Annotated in this window: 14 protein-coding genes; 3 read left to right on the top strand and 11 right to left on the bottom strand. The window is 53.5% G+C overall.

Going from position 1 to position 20,529, the window contains the following annotated elements; genetic code table 11:
* Nucleotides 1-52: 52 nt before the first annotated feature.
* The 9 genes from nrdJ to LKH74_RS07075 form a co-directional block, all read right to left on the bottom strand.
* Nucleotides 53-2,302 carry a ribonucleoside-triphosphate reductase, adenosylcobalamin-dependent gene (gene nrdJ / locus LKH74_RS07115; RefSeq protein WP_135367055.1) on the bottom strand — a complete coding sequence of 750 codons (2,250 nt, stop codon included), beginning with the start codon at nt 2,300-2,302 and terminating at the stop codon, nt 53-55.
* Between the two features lie 810 nt (nt 2,303-3,112).
* Complete coding sequence (locus tag LKH74_RS07110; RefSeq protein WP_287708086.1) at nt 3,113-4,126, bottom strand: LacI family DNA-binding transcriptional regulator; 1,014 nt, start codon at nt 4,124-4,126, stop codon at nt 3,113-3,115.
* 113 nt (nt 4,127-4,239) lie between these two features.
* Complete coding sequence (locus tag LKH74_RS07105; protein WP_287708085.1) at nt 4,240-5,703, bottom strand: UDP-glucose--hexose-1-phosphate uridylyltransferase; 1,464 nt, start codon at nt 5,701-5,703, stop codon at nt 4,240-4,242.
* 2 nt (nt 5,704-5,705) lie between these two features.
* Nucleotides 5,706-6,707, bottom strand: a complete 1,002-nt coding sequence (gene galE / locus LKH74_RS07100) for a UDP-glucose 4-epimerase GalE (protein WP_135366853.1) — start codon at nt 6,705-6,707, stop codon at nt 5,706-5,708.
* 391 nt (nt 6,708-7,098) lie between these two features.
* A complete protein-coding gene (locus LKH74_RS07095) occupies nt 7,099-8,268 on the bottom strand; it encodes a galactokinase (RefSeq protein ID WP_135366854.1) in 1,170 nt (389 codons plus the stop codon).
* A 172-nt stretch (nt 8,269-8,440) separates the two neighbouring features.
* On the bottom strand, nt 8,441-9,880 hold the full coding sequence (locus tag LKH74_RS07090; protein ID WP_135366855.1) for a glycoside-pentoside-hexuronide (GPH):cation symporter: 1,440 nt from the start codon (nt 9,878-9,880) through the stop codon (nt 8,441-8,443).
* A 60-nt stretch (nt 9,881-9,940) separates the two neighbouring features.
* Nucleotides 9,941-10,183, bottom strand: a complete 243-nt coding sequence (locus tag LKH74_RS07085) for a hypothetical protein (RefSeq protein ID WP_125574986.1) — start codon at nt 10,181-10,183, stop codon at nt 9,941-9,943.
* 349 nt (nt 10,184-10,532) lie between these two features.
* Nucleotides 10,533-12,266 (bottom strand): phospho-sugar mutase, encoded by a 1,734-nt coding sequence (locus tag LKH74_RS07080; protein WP_287708083.1) that lies wholly within the window; start codon nt 12,264-12,266, stop codon nt 10,533-10,535.
* A 786-nt stretch (nt 12,267-13,052) separates the two neighbouring features.
* The gene (locus tag LKH74_RS07075) at nt 13,053-14,075 is read right to left on the bottom strand and encodes an aldose epimerase family protein (RefSeq protein ID WP_287708082.1); all 1,023 of its coding nucleotides are present in this window, start codon (nt 14,073-14,075) and stop codon (nt 13,053-13,055) included.
* Between the two features lie 252 nt (nt 14,076-14,327).
* On the opposite strand from LKH74_RS07075, the gene LKH74_RS07070 reads away from it, so the two are divergent.
* The 3 genes from LKH74_RS07070 to LKH74_RS07060 are packed head-to-tail and all read left to right on the top strand — an operon-like array spanning nt 14,328 to nt 17,230.
* Nucleotides 14,328-15,449 (top strand): acyl-CoA dehydrogenase family protein, encoded by a 1,122-nt coding sequence (locus LKH74_RS07070; RefSeq protein ID WP_287708081.1) that lies wholly within the window; start codon nt 14,328-14,330, stop codon nt 15,447-15,449.
* 10 nt (nt 15,450-15,459) lie between these two features.
* A complete protein-coding gene (locus LKH74_RS07065; RefSeq protein WP_135366859.1) occupies nt 15,460-16,251 on the top strand; it encodes an electron transfer flavoprotein subunit beta/FixA family protein in 792 nt (263 codons plus the stop codon).
* Between the two features lie 13 nt (nt 16,252-16,264).
* Nucleotides 16,265-17,230: an electron transfer flavoprotein subunit alpha/FixB family protein gene (locus LKH74_RS07060; RefSeq protein WP_287708080.1), complete on the top strand. Its 966-nt coding sequence runs from the start codon at nt 16,265-16,267 to the stop codon at nt 17,228-17,230.
* Between the two features lie 384 nt (nt 17,231-17,614).
* Here LKH74_RS07060 and LKH74_RS07055 read toward each other — a convergent pair whose 3' ends face one another.
* Nucleotides 17,615-17,944, bottom strand: a complete 330-nt coding sequence (locus LKH74_RS07055; protein WP_287708079.1) for a hypothetical protein — start codon at nt 17,942-17,944, stop codon at nt 17,615-17,617.
* 745 nt (nt 17,945-18,689) lie between these two features.
* Nucleotides 18,690-20,408, bottom strand: coding sequence for a phosphoenolpyruvate carboxykinase (ATP) (locus LKH74_RS07050; protein ID WP_135366862.1), 1,719 nt, complete (start codon nt 20,406-20,408; stop codon nt 18,690-18,692).
* Nucleotides 20,409-20,529 lie beyond the last annotated feature (121 nt).

The raw sequence follows: 20,529 nt of genomic DNA, 5'->3' as shown, positions 1-20,529 counted from the left end.
AAGAAGCATTGACCAGGTACAATCAATGCTTCAAAAAATAGTGATTTAATTTTTACCGGATTGGGCAGGCGCCACCGGCACAGTCGGATTGGTCGACCAGCTCGATGTCCTTTTGGTCATGGTTACCGGTCATGGCCGCAAACGTTTCGGCGACGTCAGCGGTGATTTCTGCGCGCTTGGCGGCGTAGGTATCGGCCGTGATGGGTTCCTTCGGTGCTTGCTTGAAGTCGGCGCCACTGTATGGCAACAGGGACGTGGACTTGATGGTGTTGCGGTATTGGAGCAACAGGTCGCTGATTTGGTCGCCCTCTTCTGGTTGGAAGGTGATGGTGCAGCTGACCGCGTTGTCGGACCAGTACGTTTGCAGGAAGGCTTGGGTCGCAAATTGTTCAGCGATCGACACTTCCCCGGCGGACGCAAAAGCAGCGTTGTCGGCGTGAGCGGCCTTCACTGGGAATTCCACGCACATCGTGTTTTGGCTGTAGACGTCGGGTTCGACCTTGTAGCCACTAGCCTCCAGAGCTGGCAACAAGGGATCGCTGTCCTGGAAACGAATCCGTTGAATCAGGTAACGGGCGTAGTGGAAGTGCATCCCCTCGGAAACGCCGGCCAACTTGGCCACTGTCCCGGAAGGCTTGACCGTCGTGTGCTTGATGGACGGTTGGCACCCCAGCGTGTCAGAGTACTCCTTATCGGCCTGCACCACGGCATCGTACAGCGCACTGAACCGCTGAACGGCCGCCTGATTGTAGATTGGTGCCATGAACGTCTTGCCCGTTTCCGCATCGTGCTTGGCTTCAAAGCCCGTGACCACGCGTTGTTTGAAGGTCTTTAAGATCCAGTCTTGAATCCCGGACATAGAAACGCCGATCCGCCGATTCTTTTGAATGGCGTTACGAGAGACTTCCCAGTCGTAGTGGCTAAACGTGACTCGCTTGGTGTACCGGGCGCCCAAGCCAAAGGCGTCCTCGAGTTGCCAGCCCTGTTCTTCGGCCACGCTCGGGAAGATTTCAAATAGGTTGCAAGGTTCCCCGTTGCTCAAGGAAATTTCCCCACACGGATTGGTCCCTTCAACGGCCTCATCAATGCCTTCTTGACGGCCATCGATCAAGCGGCCGTAGTCGCGGGACAGACCCAAATTGACAATGCCGGGTTCCCCGTTGTGTTGGATAGAGTCGGCGATGGGCTGGTAGTCAGTAAACGCACTATCCACGGCCACACTGTTGTTGGACGCCCACCGATGATGGTAAAGCTTGTCCTTGTCTTGCTTCATGGTAATAAAGTCATCGTCTTCGGCACCACCCAGCGCTAATTCAGCGGAACGGCGCACGTTGCCGGCCACGACAGTCTTACCGATCATGTTGCCCATATCCGTGCAGTCCACGGCGGTCAACTTGCGGCCGACCGCGTCGTTCAAGATGGTGTTGATGTCAAAGAGCATTTCAACCAATGGCATAGGACCAGAAGCCGTCCCCCCGAAGCCGTGGATGGGTGCATCCTTGGGCCGAATGTCGCTGATATCCAAGACGACCTTGGTCTTGCCGTCGGGGTTGGTGCTGTCAAAGTGCGCATCGATCATGTTGGCGTTGGCCAAGACCCAGCCCTCACGCGTATCCGGCAAGCGGTAGTAGCGCGCATCGGCCAGGGAGTGGCTGTGCATCCATTCCGAGCGATCCACGGCACCCAATTTGACGGACGCGTCGTAGGACTCGCTTTCGGCATCGATGACCACCGTCAGGTCCACGGCGTTGTCAACTTCTGGCATTTGGCTCACGTTGTCTGGCGTCACGGAGAAGCCGACACCGCCACCCTTCATTAATTGGTCGAACATGAAGGAAAATGGCATGGAAGCAGCGACCTGTTGGGGCTTGAGATAGCTGGGAACGATATGGCTATCTCCGTATGGTTGCGGCCGCACGGCGATGAACCAGCAGTTGTTCAAGGCATCCCCATTACGATGTTGATAGTCGGTCCCGGAGATCCACAGGTTCCGGCCAGAAGGCGTTGCGGCCAGGCCGTAGATCAAGCGGAATAATTTTTGCGCTTCTTGGGTCAGATCGGCGATAACTTGCGGATCCACATCCTTGGCCTGTAGCCGAGGGTCCAAATTGATATTGCCTTCGACCACCCGTTGGACCGTTTCCGGCCATTCTTCATTGCGTTGTTGATCCGGGAGCCAGCGAGCGTAGGTCCGCTTATAGGTCACCCAGCCGAGTTCACCCCAATGTGGTGTTACCTCATTTTCTGTTTTGGCGATAAATTCTGGCGTCAGCCGTACTGGCGCAGCGGTTTCTACGTTCATCATAGCAATCTCTCCTGTCCATAAAGTCTATACCAGATATAGTAGCGCATTCGCCAGGCAAATACAATATATGGTTAAATTGAATTGTCCCTAGACATTTTCCGGCCAGCCGTTAATAGCAAATCTGAGCCAAAATGCAACTTTTTTCGTCCGCCCAATTAATTGTAATTGGACAATTCAGCCGTTTCCCGCCAGAACGCGTCAACCAGCCGAGACAAACCACCGACACCCGGCGGTAGTAAACTACCCGCAGTCCTGGCCAATCAAGTTGGTGAACCAGCCGCGGGTGAAATTAAAAAATTTTAAGTCTGGTCGGTCAGTGACCCAACCGCTCCAATTTTGCATGGTCACCCCCATATCTAGGGGGTCGCTTCTAACAGTCACTACTTCTAGTGGTTAAGACTGGGCTTCCCTGCCGTCAAACAGCCCGCCACTGGCTCTGACAAGCCGTGAGTCGCTTAGTCGTTCCTAATGCGGGTGCTTGCCTGGACTAGAGAGATCAGGGCCAGGGGCGCCGCTGAGGGGGATTGTGGCATGCCGTGAAGTGGTTGGTTGATATAATTTTATTTATATAATTAACACCATTGACTTTATTGGCCGGATATGAGAAAGTAGCTGTACCCCCAATACAAAAAAGCCCGGACCTGCAGTCCAGACTCTCTGTCAACTCAAATTTAATTCGTCCATAACGCCGTCACTAAGCGTGCAATTCACGCATTATCGAGACCGCTTTTCGACCGTCTCAGCCCGGATTGGGCGAACGGTAGGCGGCCGGCCTCAACCTGACACTGTCGCTCATTCACTTCATCGTTATGACTCGCGCGTGCTCTCGCGCAACATCAGCTCAGTCCCCACAGTAACCAACTGTGGTGTAGTCCGACCAGTCTGCAAACGGTTTTCGACCAAGTCCACCGCCGTTGCGCCCAGCAGTTCCGTGTTCACGTGCACACTGCTCAACTCTGGGAACACGTACTTGGCAATCGTGGTGTCATTGAAGCTAAAGAGACTCACCCGTTGTGGCACGTCAATGTCGTTTTCGTGCAGTGCCTTGAGAGCCCCCGCGGCCATGGGATCATTGGTGACGAAAAATGCGCTCGGTAGCTGATTCCCCAACTGGGCAATCGCCGTTTGCATTTCCTGATACCCGGAGTGATTCGTGTAATCACCGGCAAAGGTCAAGTCGGGATTGAAGGCTTGCCGCGCCGTCATTTCCCGTTTGAAAGCCTTGTAGCGGGGATCCGTGACTTCTAATTTACCGTCCGTGGTCCATTCGGAACCGTACAACAGGCCAATCTGGTCATGACCCTGCTTGGCGTAGAAATCAATCACTTGTTCCACGGCGAACCGGAAGTCCGTGACCACACTGTCGTAGCCGTGACACAGCTGATCTTGGTCCACAAAGACCAGGTTCGGCGTCAACTGGGCCAGCGCGCTGACCTGTTGATCACTGAATTTACCGATGGCCACAATGGCGTCGACGTCTGGGTCAATGGCGGACAGGTCATTTTGAAAGGTCCGGGTCGCTAAGATGCGTCGTTCCTCACAGCGCTTTTCTAAGCCCAACCGAATCGACATGTAGTACAGATCATCCAGTTCTTTGGTTTTCGAATACCACTGGACGATGGCAATCTTCAACTGCTTGCTCGGTGTCGCCGTGCGCCGTTTCATCTTCGTGTAATTCAGCTCTTCAGCAACCTCAAAAATCTGTTTGCGGGTCGCTTCACTCACGGATAGCGTCCGGTCATAGTTCAAGACCCGTGACACCGTCGCTAGCGAAACCCCCACAGAATTGGCAATATCCTTTAGCGTGGCTGCGATTGCCATCACCCCCTTCATCTTATTTTAGCATAATACGTCACATGGGGTTGCTGCCGCTGGGCACGGCGATTGCCATCCCCAGCCACGACAACCCCATGGACCAGAAGCTTTCATTCAGGTTAAATTTGGGCAATAAACTTGTCCAAGGCCGCTTGGCCCGTTGCGTCTCGCTTGAAGACCCCGGCGTCGGCCAGAACTCTAGCGAAGACGTTACCGATTTCTTGGTGCAAGACCTCAGTGACGTTCTCTGGCGTCAACTGGTGGTTTTGCTTGATCTCATCGGCCCAGGCCTTGTGCATGTCCGCAATCTCATTGGGCTGATCCAACAAGTACTTGGTGACTTCGGCCATTTCTGCCTTCAGTCGGGCTGGTAAAATCGCACGGCCCATGACTTCAATCAACCCAATGTTTTCCTTCTTGATGTGTTGGACATCCTGATGCGGATGGAAAATGCCATCGGGGTACTGCTTCGACGTCTGGTTGTCTCGCAAGACCAGATCCAAGACGTAGTCCTCACCGTCACGGTACGCGATTGGCGTAATCGTGTGGTGCCGGGTGTCCCCGGTGTAGGCGCGCACGTCAACGGATTCATCGGAATAGCCGATCCAGCTGTTCAACACCTTGGTAGCAGCATTGATCAGTGGTTCCGGTTGACTCCCGGTCAGCCGAATATCGGTCATTGGCCAAGCCACGACCCCCGCCGTGACGCCGGCAACGCCCAAGTCAATCTCGCGGTCGATGGGTGCCTTCATCATTGGGAAGGTGTGCTTGCCACCTTGGTAGTGGTCATGTGTCAACATGGACCCACCCACGATTGGCAAATCAGCGTTACTGCCGACGAAGTACGTTGGCAGCGTCCGAACGATTTCCAACAGGTTGGTAAACGTATGCTGGTTGATGATCATTGGTCGGTGTTCCTTGGCCAAGAAGATGGCGTGTTCGGAGAAGTAAGCGTACGGGGAATATTGGAAGCCCCAGGTCTCGCCGCCCAGCGTCATCCGAATGATCCGGTGATTGCTGCGGGCGGGATACCCCAAGCGGCCTTCGTACCCCTCGTTGGTCATGCATAACTGATCCAACGGGTAACTGGTACTCTTGCTCTTCAACGCAGCGGCAATCGCCTTGGGGTCCTTTTCAGGCTTCGACAGGTTGATGGTAATTTCTAATTCACCAGCTGGTGTCTGCGCCGGAAAGACCACATTCTTGGCAATGTTACGCGTCTTAATGTAGTTGTTGGCTTGGCTTAATTGATAGAACCAATCCGTCGCCTTGCTGGGACTGGCTTGATACCGATCCCAAAAGCCGCGGTTCACTGCGGATGGCAGTGGCGTCATGAAATTCATCAAGTCGGCTTCCAAGATTTCCTTGGGACTTGGTGAGTCTTCAATCTTGCCGTTAGCGACCGCCGTTTCGATCATGGCATTGACCAGATCGATCGGTTCATCGGAGGCAGCCGCCCGAGCTACCCCATCGCCAATCAAGGCAAAGATGCGGTTCGTGACGTACTGCCGGTCCAGCTCCGTGTAAGGGGCTGGGGAGGCAACGACGTGATCAATGAAAGTTTGAATTGTGTCTTTAGCCATGTTTACTTCGTCTCCCGATCATTGTAGCCTTGTGGATGCGTTTGCTTCCAGTTCCAGGCTGTGCGAATAATGTCTTCCACGTTGTCAAATTGTGGTTGCCAGTTCAAGACTTCGCGAGCCTTGTCACTTGCGGCAATCAACGTGCTTGGGTCACCAGCCCGCCGTGGGGCCATCTTGGCAGGGATTTCCTTGCCTGTGACCTTGCGAGCGGCTTCCAGCATTTCCTTGTTGGAGAACCCGGTTGAAGACCCGAGGTTGAAGGCGTTACTGTCATGACCAGCCTTCAGGTATTCTAAGGCCAAAATGTGGGCGTCGGCTAAATCAACGACGTGTACGTAGTCCCGCACGTTGGTACCGTCCTTGGTGGGGTAATCGTCACCGAAGATCGACAATTCCTTGCGTTCGCCAGCAGCGACTTGCAAGATAATTGGGACCAAGTGGGTTTCGGGATGGTGGTCTTCACCAATGCTCCCGTCTTCCTTCGCACCGGCAACGTTGAAGTAGCGCAAGGCCACAAACTTGATGCCGTAAGCTTGGTCGGACCAGTGCATGATCTTTTCCATCATTAACTTACTTTCACCATAAGGGTTGGTTGGAATTTGCGGATCCGTTTCCTTGATTGGAATCTGTTTAGGTTCGCCATAAGTTGCGGCCGTCGATGAGAAGACGATGCGCTTAACATTGTGCTTGTTCATGACTTCCAGCAAGGAAACCATGCCGGCCGTGTTGTTGTCGAAGTACTTCAATGGCTTTTCCATGGATTCTGGAACCACGGAGAAGGCAGCGAAGTGAATGACCCCTTCGATATCTTCCTTATCAAAGACGTCGTTCAAGAACTTTTGATCCCGAACATCGCCTTCGTAGAAACGCGCCTTGGGGTTCACTGCGGCCCGGTGTCCCGTGACCAAGTTGTCGACAACGGCAACGTCATAACCCTTTTGTACCAAACGATCGACGGCGTGAGAACCGATGTAACCGGCACCACCTAAGACTAAAACTGTCATTGATCAATTCCTCCTCAATTATGTAACATCGCGGACCGCTTACGCACGGCGCCGCAATATCAGTTTAAACTGGTTGATTCTTGTTGTTAAGGCCGGGCGACTGGTGACGTTAATGCTCGCTACCTAACCGCCCTGCGTACCACTCTATTGAAACGTGCCACTACCGGGCAGGCAGTTCCGCTTAACCCCACTAAACCAGAAATCCAAAACCGGGATTTCCGGCTTAGTGACGTTAATGCTCGCTACCTAACCGCCCTGCGTACCACTCTTACTGAAACGTGCCACTACCGGGCAGCCGGTTCCGCTTAACCCCGTCAAACCAAGAATCCAAAACCAGGCTTCCTGGCTTGACGACGTTAATGCTCGCCGACTAGTCGCCCTGCGTACCACTCTATTTTGTTAATTCCTTAGGACCGTCCGCGATTTCAGCGACGTAGAATTCTGCCTTGTGGCCGATAGTTTCTTCGTAGACCTTGCCGACCTTTTCTTCAAAGTCCTTGACGTTTTCCTTCTTCACGATGGCAATGGCACAGCCACCGAAGCCGGCACCCGTCATCCGGGCACCCAAGACACCTGGTTGTTGCCATGCGGTTTCTACCAGAGTATCCAGTTCCTTACCCGTAACGGCGAAGTCGTAGTTCAAGGAAATGTGAGAAGCGTTGACCAAGCGGCCGAAGCTTTCCAGGTCATTGTTTTGCAGTGCCTTGAAGGCCTTCAATGTCCGTTGGTTTTCGAAGACGGCGTGACGAGCACGCTTGATCAAGGTTTCGTCGTTGATCAGGTAAGCGTTTTGGTCGAATTGGTCTTCGTCCAGGTCACCCAAGGTCTTGATGTCCAATTTCGTTTGCAGGCGCCGTAAGGCTTCTTCACATTGGGCCCGCCGTTCGTTGTACTTGGAGTCGGTCAGTTCCCGCCGCTTCTTGGTGTTCATGATAACGACCACGTTGTCGCCCAATTCTAGCGGCGCGTATTCGTAATCCATGGTGTTGGTGTCTAACAAGATGGCTTGGTCTTTCTTACCCATGCCAATGGCGAATTGGTCCATGATCCCGGTGTTTAAACCGAAGTAATCATTTTCAACTTGTTGGCCCACCTTAACCATTTCGACTTCATCCAACTTCATGCCGTAAGCCGCATGAAGAATCTCGCCCATCAACATTTCCATGGAAGCGGATGAGGATAAGCCAGAAGCATCTGGTAAGTTACCGTGGACGAAGAGGTCAAAGCCATGGTCGATGGTTAAGTTTTGCTTAGCCAGCTCGAACAACATCCCTTTGAGGTAGTTGGCCCAGTTGTCAGCCTTGTCAAATTCCAAATGGTCCAGTGAGAACGTCAACATCCCGGCATCCGGCACGTTGGCTGAGTAAACCCGGAACTGCTTGTCATCACGCGCTGAGTAAGCGGCGTAGGTACCCATGCTGATGGCAGCTGGGAAGACGTGGCCACCATTGAAGTCGGTATATTCACCGATCAAGTTGATCCGACCGGGAGAGAAGAACACCCGTTGTGGTGCGACATCAAATTTTTCTTGGTATTCAGTTGCTAAGCTGGCGAAATCCATGGCGATTAACTCCTTAATAAATTTTTAGTAAAACTTTACTGTAGTTATCATAGTCGCTTTTCGCGGCATTGTCAATGATTTTGTGAAGCGCTTTCTTACTAGTCTGGCCTGGCATCTAAGCACCCCACCCTACACAAAAGCCCCAGGCATTTATCCTGAGGCTCAATTTTAACTAGTTGTTAGATTCAGCCTTTTCTTCAGCTTCTTCTTCAACTTTTTCTGTTTCCAACTTGCTTTCCAATTCCTTAACGATTTGTGCGTGACGCTTTTCAGACAAGGTAACCTTGAACTGGTAGATCAAAGCGGACACAACCAACAGGATCATTGGCATGTAGAAGATGAAAGAGTGGAAGATAAACATTCCGTGGGCGGTAATGTCACTAGGCTTAGCGTTACCAGTCATCCCCGCGTGAACGGCGGCAATAACCACGATCCCAGTGGAGAAGGCCCCGGCTAACTTATCGATCAATGGCCGAACGGACAACGTGACGGATTCGTTCCGTGTCCCGTTCTTCCATTGCCCGTATTCCACACTATCGGTGATGGTCATCAAGGCGGCCAAGAAGATCATAGGGTATGGGAAGAAGAAGATGGCATCGGCAATGTACATCACGAGGGCGCTGTCACCAGCGAAGTTGAACAGAATGTAACCGACTAACATCATGCAAATCCCACCGACGTAAACTCCACGCCGCGTAATTTTCGAAACGATGATTGGGAACAATGGCACGGACAGAATCCCCAGAATGGCGGTAACCACCCCAATGACACTGTAAGCACCGGCGTTACCAATGACGTAACGGAAGTAGTAAATCAACAGTGAGTTCGTGACCACGTAGCTCAAGGCAAACAGAAGGTAAGACAACCCTAACCACATCAATTGGTCATTTTCACCAATGACCTTGAAGACATCGCGGAACCGGGTCCGTTCGGTGTTTTCCCGAATCAGACTCTTTTGTTCCTTGGTTCCAAAGAAGGTGGCCAAAGCCCCTAACAGAGAAACCAGCCCGATAACTGTCGCAAACCCTAACCAACCGGCACGGGTCTGCGTACTGCCGTGAGTACCAGAGAATTGTTGTGAGAAGTAAACAACCAATGGGGTAACGACAATGATGACCCCTTGTGAACCTAAGGTAGAACCGAAACGACCGACCGTCCCGAACTTGTTACGAACCTTGGTATCAACACTCAAGGCTGGCAACATGGACCAGAACGAAATATCTTTGAATGAATAGAAGATATCCATGATGACGAAGACGATTCCGAAGGCCAGGAAGTAAATCGAGGTGTTGGAGTCCGCTAAGCCAAACAGGCTAGAGAACATCAGAATCAAGCCGACGGAACTGACAATGGCCCCGGCCAGCAACCAAGGTTTGAACTTCCCCATCTTGGTATCGGTATTATCGACCATCCCCCCAATCATGGGGTCAAAGGCGATTTCAATCAACCGAATAACCACAACCATCGTGGTAACGATCCCGGCTTCAGCCGCTGAACCTTTACCCACGAACAAGGCACTGGTAACAAAAATAGCAAAATAAGTATTAAGTGTTGCGTAGAAGGCATCGTGTCCGAATGCCCCTAAAGCATATGAGAGATATTGCTTAATCATTGTGTTCTTCCACACCTTTCAACGGGAACTTGTCTAACAATTAACGGCCACCAGTTATGTCTAGTGATACCGGCGTTCAATGATCTTCGATAACACGTCTTCCCGTTGTTGTGCCTTAGCCATATCAAACTGGGATTCTTCCAGCTTGTTGAAGTCTTGTGCCAATAATGTGGCTTCCAGATAAAGAGTCAGTTGCCGTTTGATGTACAACTTATTTTCTTCATCAGGATACTGTGCGTTACCACCCAAAACTGCCGCAGCGAACTTCGCGGGGTCCAACGTAATCTTGTCATTCTTAGCCATTTGGAAACACCTCTGATTTCTAAAAATAGAATAATAACAAATTTCGGTAAAATCACGCTTGCCTTTAACTAAAATGTAAGCGCTTTACAGTCATTATTCTAAGGACCTGTCCGGATAAATGCAACCTTTTTCATTGTGAATAAAGTTCTAAATATCGCTTAATCACGCAACTGTAAGCGATTGCAACCGGTTGTCTTTTCTTGATAAAAATTTAGTAAAGGTCCTGGTAAATCCCGAATGTTCCCGGAGTTTGCGGTTATCGTGTAGCCACTGACCCTTGGAAAAATTTTGTAAACAAAAAGCAGTCAGCGAGGATGTCCCCACTGGCTGCAATCAATACACTCTTAAATTACTTAACGGAATCCACGTACTGCTTCAAAGCCGTTTCGTATCCGGCTAAGCGCTTTTGAGCTGCGGCGTCCGTTTGGTCACTAGTCCCAATGTAGAACTTGACCTTGGGTTCGGTCCCGGATGGGCGAATGCAGATCCAGGTGCCATCGCTCAACCAGTACTTCAAGACGTTGGACTGTGGCAGATCAATGGTGCTGGTCGTGCCATCGGCCGTGGTCTTGGTGCTAGTCGAGAAGTCTTCGACCGTTTCAATCTTACTATCGGCAAAGGACTGTGGCGCATTTTCCCGGAATTCGCTCATCAAATGAGCCATCTGGTCGGCTCCATCGACGCCTGGGAATTCCTCAAACGTGGTCTTTTCGGCAAAGTAGCCGTAGGTCGCGTAGAGTTCTTCAATGCCGTCGTAAAGCGTCATGCCGCGTTGCTTGTAATCGGCAGCGACTTCGGCCAACAGCACCGTGGATTGAATGGCATCCTTGTCGCGGACGAATGGCTTGATCAGGTAACCGTAGCTTTCCTCAAAACCAAACAGGAAGGTGTGGTCGCCGGTCGTTTCGTACTCGTGAATCTGTTCGGCGATAAACTTGAAGCCGGTCAGGACGTTCTTCATTTCCACGCCATAGGCCGCCGCAATCTTGGTGGCCAGTTCAGTCGATACGATGGACTTGACCACGCGGCCGTTAGCCGGCAGTTGGCCAGCTTGCTTGCGGGCCTTTAAGATGTAAGCCAACAAGATCGAGGCAATCTGGTTCCCCGTCAACAGTTGGTAGTCGCCATCGGGTTGACGCACGGCGGCGCCCAACCGGTCAGCATCGGGATCGGTGGCGACTAGCAGGTCGGCGCCCTCCTTTTTCCCAAGAGCAATCGCCATGTCAAAGGCCTGGGCGAACTCAGGGTTCGGGAAAGGAACCGTTGGAAATTCAGGATCAGCAATGGCTTGTTCCGGCACCATGGTAAAGTTCTGGAAGCCCGCTCCCCGTAAGGCGCGTTCACCGATGACTTTCCCAGTCCCGTGCAATGGCGTGTAGATCAACTTCATGGTCTTCCCCACGGATTGGACCAGGTCGTGGTTGATGGTGACGCTCTCAACATTTTGCAAATAAGGTTGGTCGACGTTTTCACCAATGATCTGTAACGTCTTGTCCGCGCGCAAAGCCTGTTCATCGGCGACGGCAATGGCGAAGACGTCCTTGGCTGACCGGACGAAATCCGTGATCATGTCTGAGGCCTTCGGTGGCATTTGCCCGCCATCGGGACCGTAGATCTTAAAGCCATTGTATTGCTTCGGGTTGTGGCTGGCCGTGATCATGATGCCCATGGCCGTGTGCAGGTGCCGCACGGCAAAGGACAGTTCAGGGGTCGGCCGCATGTCGTCGAAGACAAAGCTGGGGATGTGGTGCGCACCCAAGACGTGTGCCGCTTCGTGCGCAAATTCGCGAGAGTGGTAGCGAGAGTCAAAACTGATGGCCACCCCTTGTTGCTTGGTGGCATCGTCCAAGGTGTCCAAATACCGGGCCACCCCTTCGGTCGCTTGGCGCACGGTGTAGACGTTCATTTGTCCAATTCCGGGACCCATAACGCCGCGCATCCCGGCCGTCCCAAAGCTCATTGGCGCGCTAAAGGCCGCCTGCTTGGCGCTATCGTCATTGGCGATGGCATCCAAGTCATGTTTAATGTAAGGAATCATCGTTGGTTGTTGTTGCCAAACTTGATAATTATCTTGCCAACTCATTGTACAATCTCTCCTTGTTTTTTATGTTTATTGTTGATAACCGCCTGCTCTGAGGGGCGCTGCTCGCCGAAAAAGCGGGCTACCAATAGACCTACAGCCACACCCCATCATAGCATGCTCTCCGTCAATACTAAATCAGGGGCACCCGTCACCGGTCAAATCGTTAACCCACTTAGCCACCGGGGGCGTGTTACTTAGGTCGAGCGTTTTTCCCCGGTCTTAGAAACAGAGACGTCTTAAAAGCTGAAGATTGAAAGACGGAAATCAGCCGGAACTACTGTGATCATGCGACTCATGACGTCAAGAATAGTCGTTTTCAACTTCACAATCCGGACTAGCCGCCTTACTGTTCGCCAAATATGGGCTGAAACGCTGGGACGGGTCGAGCCATAGGGCGGTCTCGACACCTCGACTGAACCCATATTTGGCGAACTCCCGGCTACGGTAATGCATGCCGGTAACAGTCGTCTTAACCCCAGATAGTAGCACATTGACGACTAGTCTTTGATTAACACAACGTTACTGATAACCGTCAACCTTGCCGGAGGCAGCCAGGGTGGAGCCAGCTGTGTCGGCGGTGTTGGCTGAGGTTTCGTCTCAGCCTACAGCGCGGGACGACTTGGAAGACTGGCGAGTTGTGCCAGGCTTGCAAGCGAGCCGGAAGACCGCCCCTCAGGCTGCAGGCGTTCCCCATAGCAGGCGGAACCCTGGCTGACGCAGGCGCCTGGTTTCACCAATTTCAGGTGTCAGAATACCGCCATTACAGCAATCAGTCGTGGACGGTGTTTATTTCCGTACGTACTGGTAGCTGATAAAGTGCGTGACGGGTTGGTTAGCGGGTAAGATGACGTCGCCGAAGTCTTCATGGTGAATCGCATCCGGCAAGGTCTGGGCCTCCATGGCCAGCGCGTTGTAGTCCCGAGCATCGGCGCGCTTGGCGTCCGTTGGGTTGGCCGTGAAGACCACTAACCCATTGCGGTCAGAGAAGACCTGCACTTCGCGGTGGCCAGCTTCATCCCCGACCGTGGCGATTGGCGTATCCTTGCTAGGTTCCACGACGAAGGCATCATCGTATTCGACCTGCCCTGTTTGATGCAACTGGTCCAAGCCATCCTTGATGGTCCGTGGCTTGCTGAAATCGTAGCCGGTGCCGGCCGTCTTGGCCATTTCGCCCGTAGGAATCTTTTCACCGTTCAGGACCAACCGCTTGTCACCGGACAATCTCAACCACTGATGGTCCAAATCGCGTTGGCCGTCGGTGACGTTGAAGTAGGTGTGGATCGTCGGGTTGAACAGCGTGGCGGCGTCACTCTTGGCGTCAAAGGTGATGTCCAACCGGTTTTCTTCCGTCAACGTGTAGGTAATGGTCGTCGCCATGGTGCCGGGGTACTTGTCGTCGGCCTCCGTAGACGTGTGGGTCAAGACCACGCTAGCCGTGTCGGCCGTCTGCGTCGTCGTAGCGTCCCAGTTGGCAAAGGTAAAGCCGTGAGGACCCCCGTGACTGGCGTTAGGCTTTTCGTTTTGGTCAAGGTGGACGGTCTTGCCGTCGAGGTCAAATTGCGCACCGGCAATCCGGCCAGCGACCCGGCCCAGGGCTTGGCATAAGTAGTACGGGTTGTGATCGTAGCCCTTTAAGTCCGGCAGGTTAACGATCAATTGGTGGGTCTGACCATCTTCAACGACGCTAAATTCTTGTAAGGTCGCGCCCCAAGTCAGGACGGCCACGCGGGTCCCCTGCTGGTTGGTCAGTAAGTATTTCGTGACTTCTTGCTGGTTCAACGTCCCAGCGACACTCTTCGTAATTTCCATAAATGTTGCACCTCCATAATAGAATCCGCTTTCATTGTAACCTAACTGCGGCGTGAGCACCAACATTTTTACTAAATTTTTCTAGAACTTTTACCAATCGTCATGCCTGGCGAGAATCCATTTTATTCCTATTAGGCATGATGAATATTCAACAATCATAAACTTTCACTGGACTTATCAATTGATTATCCGCTATACTGGCCCCAATCGTGCAGAACTACACAATTCGTGTTCAATAAGGAGGAAATATTTATGCCATCTACAACTGCTGCCGCCGAGAAGCTTTTGCTTCAAATGGTCGACGACTATACGCAACGGGAAATCAGTCCCCAAGATATGGCCATGGATGCCGCGGGTGACTTCCCTGAAGGGTTTCTCGCCAAGCTGACCGAGACTGGATTTCTCGGCATCATGCTACCCCAAGAATTCGGTGGCGCCGGCTTTGGGCCCGAGGTCACGGCGACGGTCTTGAACCATATCGCCCGGGGCAACGCCAGCACAGCAGTCACCCTGGAAGGCCATTTCAAGACGATCGATCAAATCTTAAAGTTCGGGACCCCCGCGCTGCAGCAACAATTACTGCCGAGCGCGACCGAACGGATCTTTGCCTTTTCCATGACCGAAGCATCCGGGGGATCCAATCCGATGGGCATCAGTTCCACCGCTACTCGTGAAGGAAATCACTGGGTCTTGAACGGCGATAAGATCATGATCACCAACGGCGGGTTGGCCGAGGTCTACTGCGTCTTAGTCAAGACCGCGCCTCACGAATTATCTGTCTTCGTGGTCGATCAAGACATGCCCGGGTTCTCCTTTGGGAAACGCGAAGACTTCATCGGCCTGCGCGGCACCCCGGTCGGCGAAATCGTGATGGACCACATCATTGTCGACGATGACCATCTGCTGGGAAAAGTCGGCGACGGTGGTCTCATTGGTGACTCCGCCCACGACGACGCCCGCATCTTAATGGGAGCGGTTTTGACCGGCATCATGGAACACGAATTAAAAATTGCGACCGACTACGCCAAGGAACGTAAGGCCGGCAACACGCCGTTGACCGACCTGCAAGTCACCCACCGCAAAGTGGCGGACATCGCCTTGCGCAAGAAAACGACCAAATTGTTGTACCAACGCGCCGCACAACTCAAGGCCGCTGGGCAACCGTACAGCGAAGAAGCCGCGATGGCCAAAGCCCACGGTTCCCGGGCCGCCGTTAGTGCCGGTGACGACACGCTCCAGATCCTGGCCGGCTATGGCTACAGCCGTGAATATCCGGTTGAACACCTGATTCGCGACGCCCGGGCCATGGAGATTGCGGAAGGTACCGTCGAAAAGATGCGCTCCGCCATCGCCACCGCTGAATTTAACAAATAGGAGGTTCCCCATGAAAATTGTGGTTTGTATCAAACAAGTTCCCGAAACCAACGACGTCAAAATCGACCCGGTCACGCACAACCTGGACCGGCGCGGTCTGGCGGGCGTGATGAATCCCTTTGACAAGAACGCCATCGAACTGGCCTTGACCTTAAAAGATAGCCGTGACGACGTGCAAGTCGCTCTGCTGACCATGGGACCCGACGACTACGCCGAATCCCTGCGTGAAGGCATGGCCATGGGGGCCGATGAAGGCTACCTGTTGTCTGACCGCGCTTTTGCTGGGGCCGACACCCTGGCCACGGGCTACGTGATTGCCCAGGCCTTGAAGAAAATTGGCGACGCCGACCTGATTTTATTTGGTCGCCAAGCCGTCGATGCCGATACCGGTCAGGTGGGTCCCATCGTAGCCGAATTTCTCCACCAACCGCAAATCACCTACGCCGCCAGTCTGCGACTCAGTGGCGCCAACGAGGTCACGGCCGAACGCCTGTTAGAAGACACCAAGCAAACGCTAGTCGCCCAACTGCCCGCCGTTGTCAGTGTCCGTAGCGAACTCAATACGCCCCGTTACCCCACGCCGCGTAACATTCAACTGAGTTTCGCCAAGCCGCTGACCGTTTGGCACCATGATGATTTGGACCTCGACGATTCGCGGTTGGGGCAAGCCGGCTCGCCGACCATCGTCACCAAGGTCTACGCGCCAGAACCCGTTAAGCGCGAATTGACCCCACTGACCGGGACGCCAAGTGACGCCGCCAGTCAACTGATCACGGCTCTGAAGAACCGGCAATTAATCTAAGGAGGAAGCTGCTATGTCAAAACCAGAATTATGGGTCATTGCGGAACGCCGCTTAGATCACGTGGAACCCACGACCCAACAATTGATTACTAAGGCCAAAGGATTAGCCGGCGACCATTTCAGCGTCGTAGCCATCCTACTAGAAGCCACCACCGATCATTTGGAAGATGAACTCAGCGTTTACGGCCCAGATGAGATTCGCATCGCCCGCGACGACCGCTTCCCGACCGCCACGGACGCCGAACTCGCCGACGCCATCAAGCAGTTGGTCGATCAATACCAACCCAACTCGATTCTCTTCGGCGCCACCATCACCGGCCGTTCGATTGCTCCCCGGCTGCAAGCTAAGCTCCAGACCGGCTTGACGGCCGACTGCCTGGACCTGCGTTTCGACGACGAGACCCTGGTCGCCACCAAGCCTTCCTATGGGGACAACATCATGTGTGAAATCATTTGTCCCGACCACCGGCCCCAAATGGCCACGGTCCGGCCCAACACCTTCGTGGCGGCGCCGGCAGCCGGTGCGGCCACGGTGATGGACAGTCCCGTGACCTTCCACCCCGTTGACCGCCTCCACGTCACGGCAGCCACACCGGTGGTCAACACGGCCACCACGGTCGGCGATGCCAGTCGCGTTGTGGCGTTAGGTCGTGGTGCGGCTAGTGCGGCCACCATCGACAGCGCCACGAAGCTCGCGGAAAAGCTCGGCGGTCGCATCGGGGTCTCCCGGCCACTGACGGACCAACCGCGCTTCACCCACGACGACCAAATCGGCCAGAGTGGTAACACCATTCACCCCGAACTGATCGTCAACTTCGGGATCAGCGGCGCCGTTCAGTACCTGGTCGGCATGCAAGATTCCCAGACCATCGTTGCGGTCAACGCCGATGAAAATGCGCCGATCTTTGACGTGGCGGATTACGGCTACGTCGGCGATGCCCAAGCCTTTATGACGGCTCTGCTGGCGCAATTCAACTAAATTTAGATACATTGGCGAAACCAGGTGCCTGCGTCAGCTAGGGGTTCCGCCTGCTATGGGGACCACCTGCAGCCCAGAAGCGGGCTTCCGGTTCGCTTCAAAGCCTCGCAAAGAACGCGAGTCTCTGAAGTCGTCCCGCCCAGTAACCTGGCCAAAAACGCCAGCTAACTGGGCCGACACAGCTGGCTCCACCCCTAGCTGACTCCGGCGAGATTGGGTGCATATCATGAACTTAGTATTGGTCTGGTAGCCAGCCAATCCATCAAGGCGCCTCTTTAGATTTAAATAACAATTAAAAAACGATAGACGAACAAGCGCCGTGCTTGTCGTCTACCGTTTTTTGCGTTTCCAGGAAACTCCTGATTGCCCATACCGCCTCATACATCAGCCTACCAGTGGTACCAGCAGATTGCCGATCACAATCAGGGGCGCAGTCAAGAAAACGAGTGCCCCTGCCGCAACATCACTGCCTATTCGGGGGGTTCCTTGTGACGACTGAACCTCGCGTTGCCACCGCTTAACCTGGCTAACGGCCCCCGGAAAGGTCAGGTAGCTGCAGACCCAGTACCAGGACACCTCGTTCCAAGCAAACAGCGCCGGACTCAGTGTTAAGCGCCCCGTCAGCCACAACAGTCCCACCAATAACGGCAAGGCCTCGGCGTACCCCACCAGGTCGTGGCGCAGCGATTGGCCTAATTGTTTTGTATTGCGCACCGCCATCACCTTCTTTGATACCCTCAGCATAGTCCCGCTTACCTGAATTGCCAGCGTTGTGAAATAGCCCGTGACGGTTCGTTTAGTGAAAATGCCAATAGTGGCTTAGCCGTTTAGGGGTGTGTTCAAACACCCCATTTTCCCCAACCTTAAGTCACCAAAAAAGCCCAGGCACTCGGCCCGGACTCTGTGTAATTATATTTCTGAAGTTTAAAACAAAACCGGCTAAAATCATTGGTACCATGCGGCTCATCACGTTAAGTTTAGTTGTTATCTGCTTCATGACAAGAATCATCCGCCTACCGTTCACCAAGTATAAGTTGGAACGCTGGGACAGATCGAGCCAAGGAGCGGTCGCGACACCTCGCATTGAGCCGAAGCCCACGTCTCAAAGTGGCCTCGTTGCCGAAATGTGCGCCAACAAGTAATAGCTGCATTGACAACAGTTCTATCCTTAACACAATGTTATTGATAGGCATCACCTTGCCGGAGGCAGCCAGGGTGGAGCCAGCTGTGTCGGCGGTGTTGGCTGAGGTTTTGTCTCAGCCTACAGCGCGGGACGACTTGAGAGACTGGCCGGTTTTGCCAGGCTCTCAAGCGAGCCGGAAGACCGCTCCTCAGGCTGCAGGCGTTCCCCATAGCAGGTGGAACCCTGGCTGACGCAGGCGCCTGGTTTCCCCAATCTGAGTTGTTAGAAAACCGCTACTCCAACAATCAATGCATTAATACTGCTTTCACCCTTCAGCTACATTTTCAACAAGACTTGCAACAATTCCCGCGCCGATTCGTTCAGCTTGTCTTGGGACTTGTCGTTGCCTAGGTGGGTATAGATTTCGCCCACGTAGACGTCGTCGTGGAACAGTTGGTCGAAGACGGCGTCGATCACCGGCTTAGTGGCCGCCTGTTCTTGGACAGGGCCGAATGGGTTGGCGAAGAACGTCGTGCTCATCCCCACCTCATCCGTGGTGCCCAGCGCCTTTCGCTTGCCGGCCACGAAGGTTGCCTTGGCAGATTCCTGGTCGGTAAACCGGTGAATGCCGATGGCGTCATCATAGTTGTTGGCGTAGACCCACATGTCGATTTCGTGGTGCGCCACGATGCGTGACCAGGTATTGGCCGGGATGATGACCCGCGCGTTCTTTTGCTCGGGGTTCATGTATACCCCCCGGTCCATGTTGTTGAAGGCCACTTCGCTACTCAGGTCATCCAAGCGGACAAAGGCCCCGGTCTCCGTGCCTTGGGCGTAGAGTTTGCCGTCAGCCAGCGTGAAGCTCCCCATGTCATCGAAGATGGTTTCGATGTTGACGATTTCTTCGTCGGCCACATTTTGCAGAGCCTCGATGGACTCGGACTTGCCGGCCCCGGAATCGCCGAAGAAGACCACCGTCTTGGTTTTCCCGTTGGCAAAGGTAATCTTGACCATTGAACCGTGGATTGGCAGCTTCTTTTCCGCAATCATGTGGAGATTGTGCAGCGTCAAGCACATCTTCTTCATGTATCCGAAGTAAGTCGTCTGGTCATTGTACGGCACTTGGCCGACGTAGATGCCATTGGCGGCGTCGTAGAAATAGTGGCCGTTTTCCGGTTGGTCATCACTGGCAACGCCGGGTGTCCCAAATAACAGGACCAAGTCGGGCTTTTGCCCAGCGATTTCCTGGCTATCGGCCAACTGGAACAAGTTAGCCAGCGCAATCCCGGAAGCCAAGTAATCCCGGTGAAAGTAAATGTACGCCAGGCTCTCGCCAATCTTGGCGGGGTAACAGAACCAATCGTCTTCGGTCCCCTGGAAGTTGTCCAGCGGGTTGACCTTGGTCGCCGTGAACAGCCCCTTACGCTTGTTGCTCTTGGTGTGCAGCATCATTGGTGGCCGCAACATCAAGCGACTGATGAAGCGAATATTTTTCAGCTTTTCGTAGCCGGCCGGTTCTGGCCACTTGACCTGTTCCAGCAGGACACACGCACTAGACCCGGCGCTGATTTGCCGATAAACGTGGTTGGCGTGTCCCTGTAGCTTTTCTTCGATCGTCCGGTACAGCCGAATGACTAAGTCATTAAAATGTTGGTCGATCGTCATAAATTCACTGCTGACCACATCATTTTGTCGGACTGTCATCGTAGCGACCCGCAGATACGTCCGGTAATACGAGTACAGGTCTTCGATGCTGGCCAAGACTTCACTTGCCGGGAACTGACGGGTAGCGTTCGGCTGATCGGTCAAAATGGCCTTGACCGTGTCCAAATACGTCTCCGGTGAAACCAGATTAAACGTGCCGGCCGGATCCGCGTCGGCGGGCACCTTATCGCGTTGTTCATCCAAGAACAGCCGCACGAAGCTGGCGAGCTCCTGACTGTTGACCAAATCAAAAATGCTGGTGATGAAGCGGGCGTTATAGTTGAGCACCGCCACACTCCGGTCTGGGTTCGCGTAAAACGCGGCTAAATCAATCGGTTTCGGTGTTTGCATGCTAAAAACCCCTTTCAAATTATGTAGCCCCTATCGCTGCTGGTCGACTGGCCAGCGGACACTGACGACAGTCGATCAGCCAGTACCGCCAAAATCAATCGGCGTTGACCTTAATACATCA

Origin of the sequence: Levilactobacillus sp. (assembly GCF_022646225.1) — a bacterium.
GTDB classification, from domain to species: domain Bacteria; phylum Bacillota; class Bacilli; order Lactobacillales; family Lactobacillaceae; genus Levilactobacillus; species Levilactobacillus suantsaiihabitans.
This window is presented reverse-complemented; position numbering and strand designations above follow the sequence as displayed.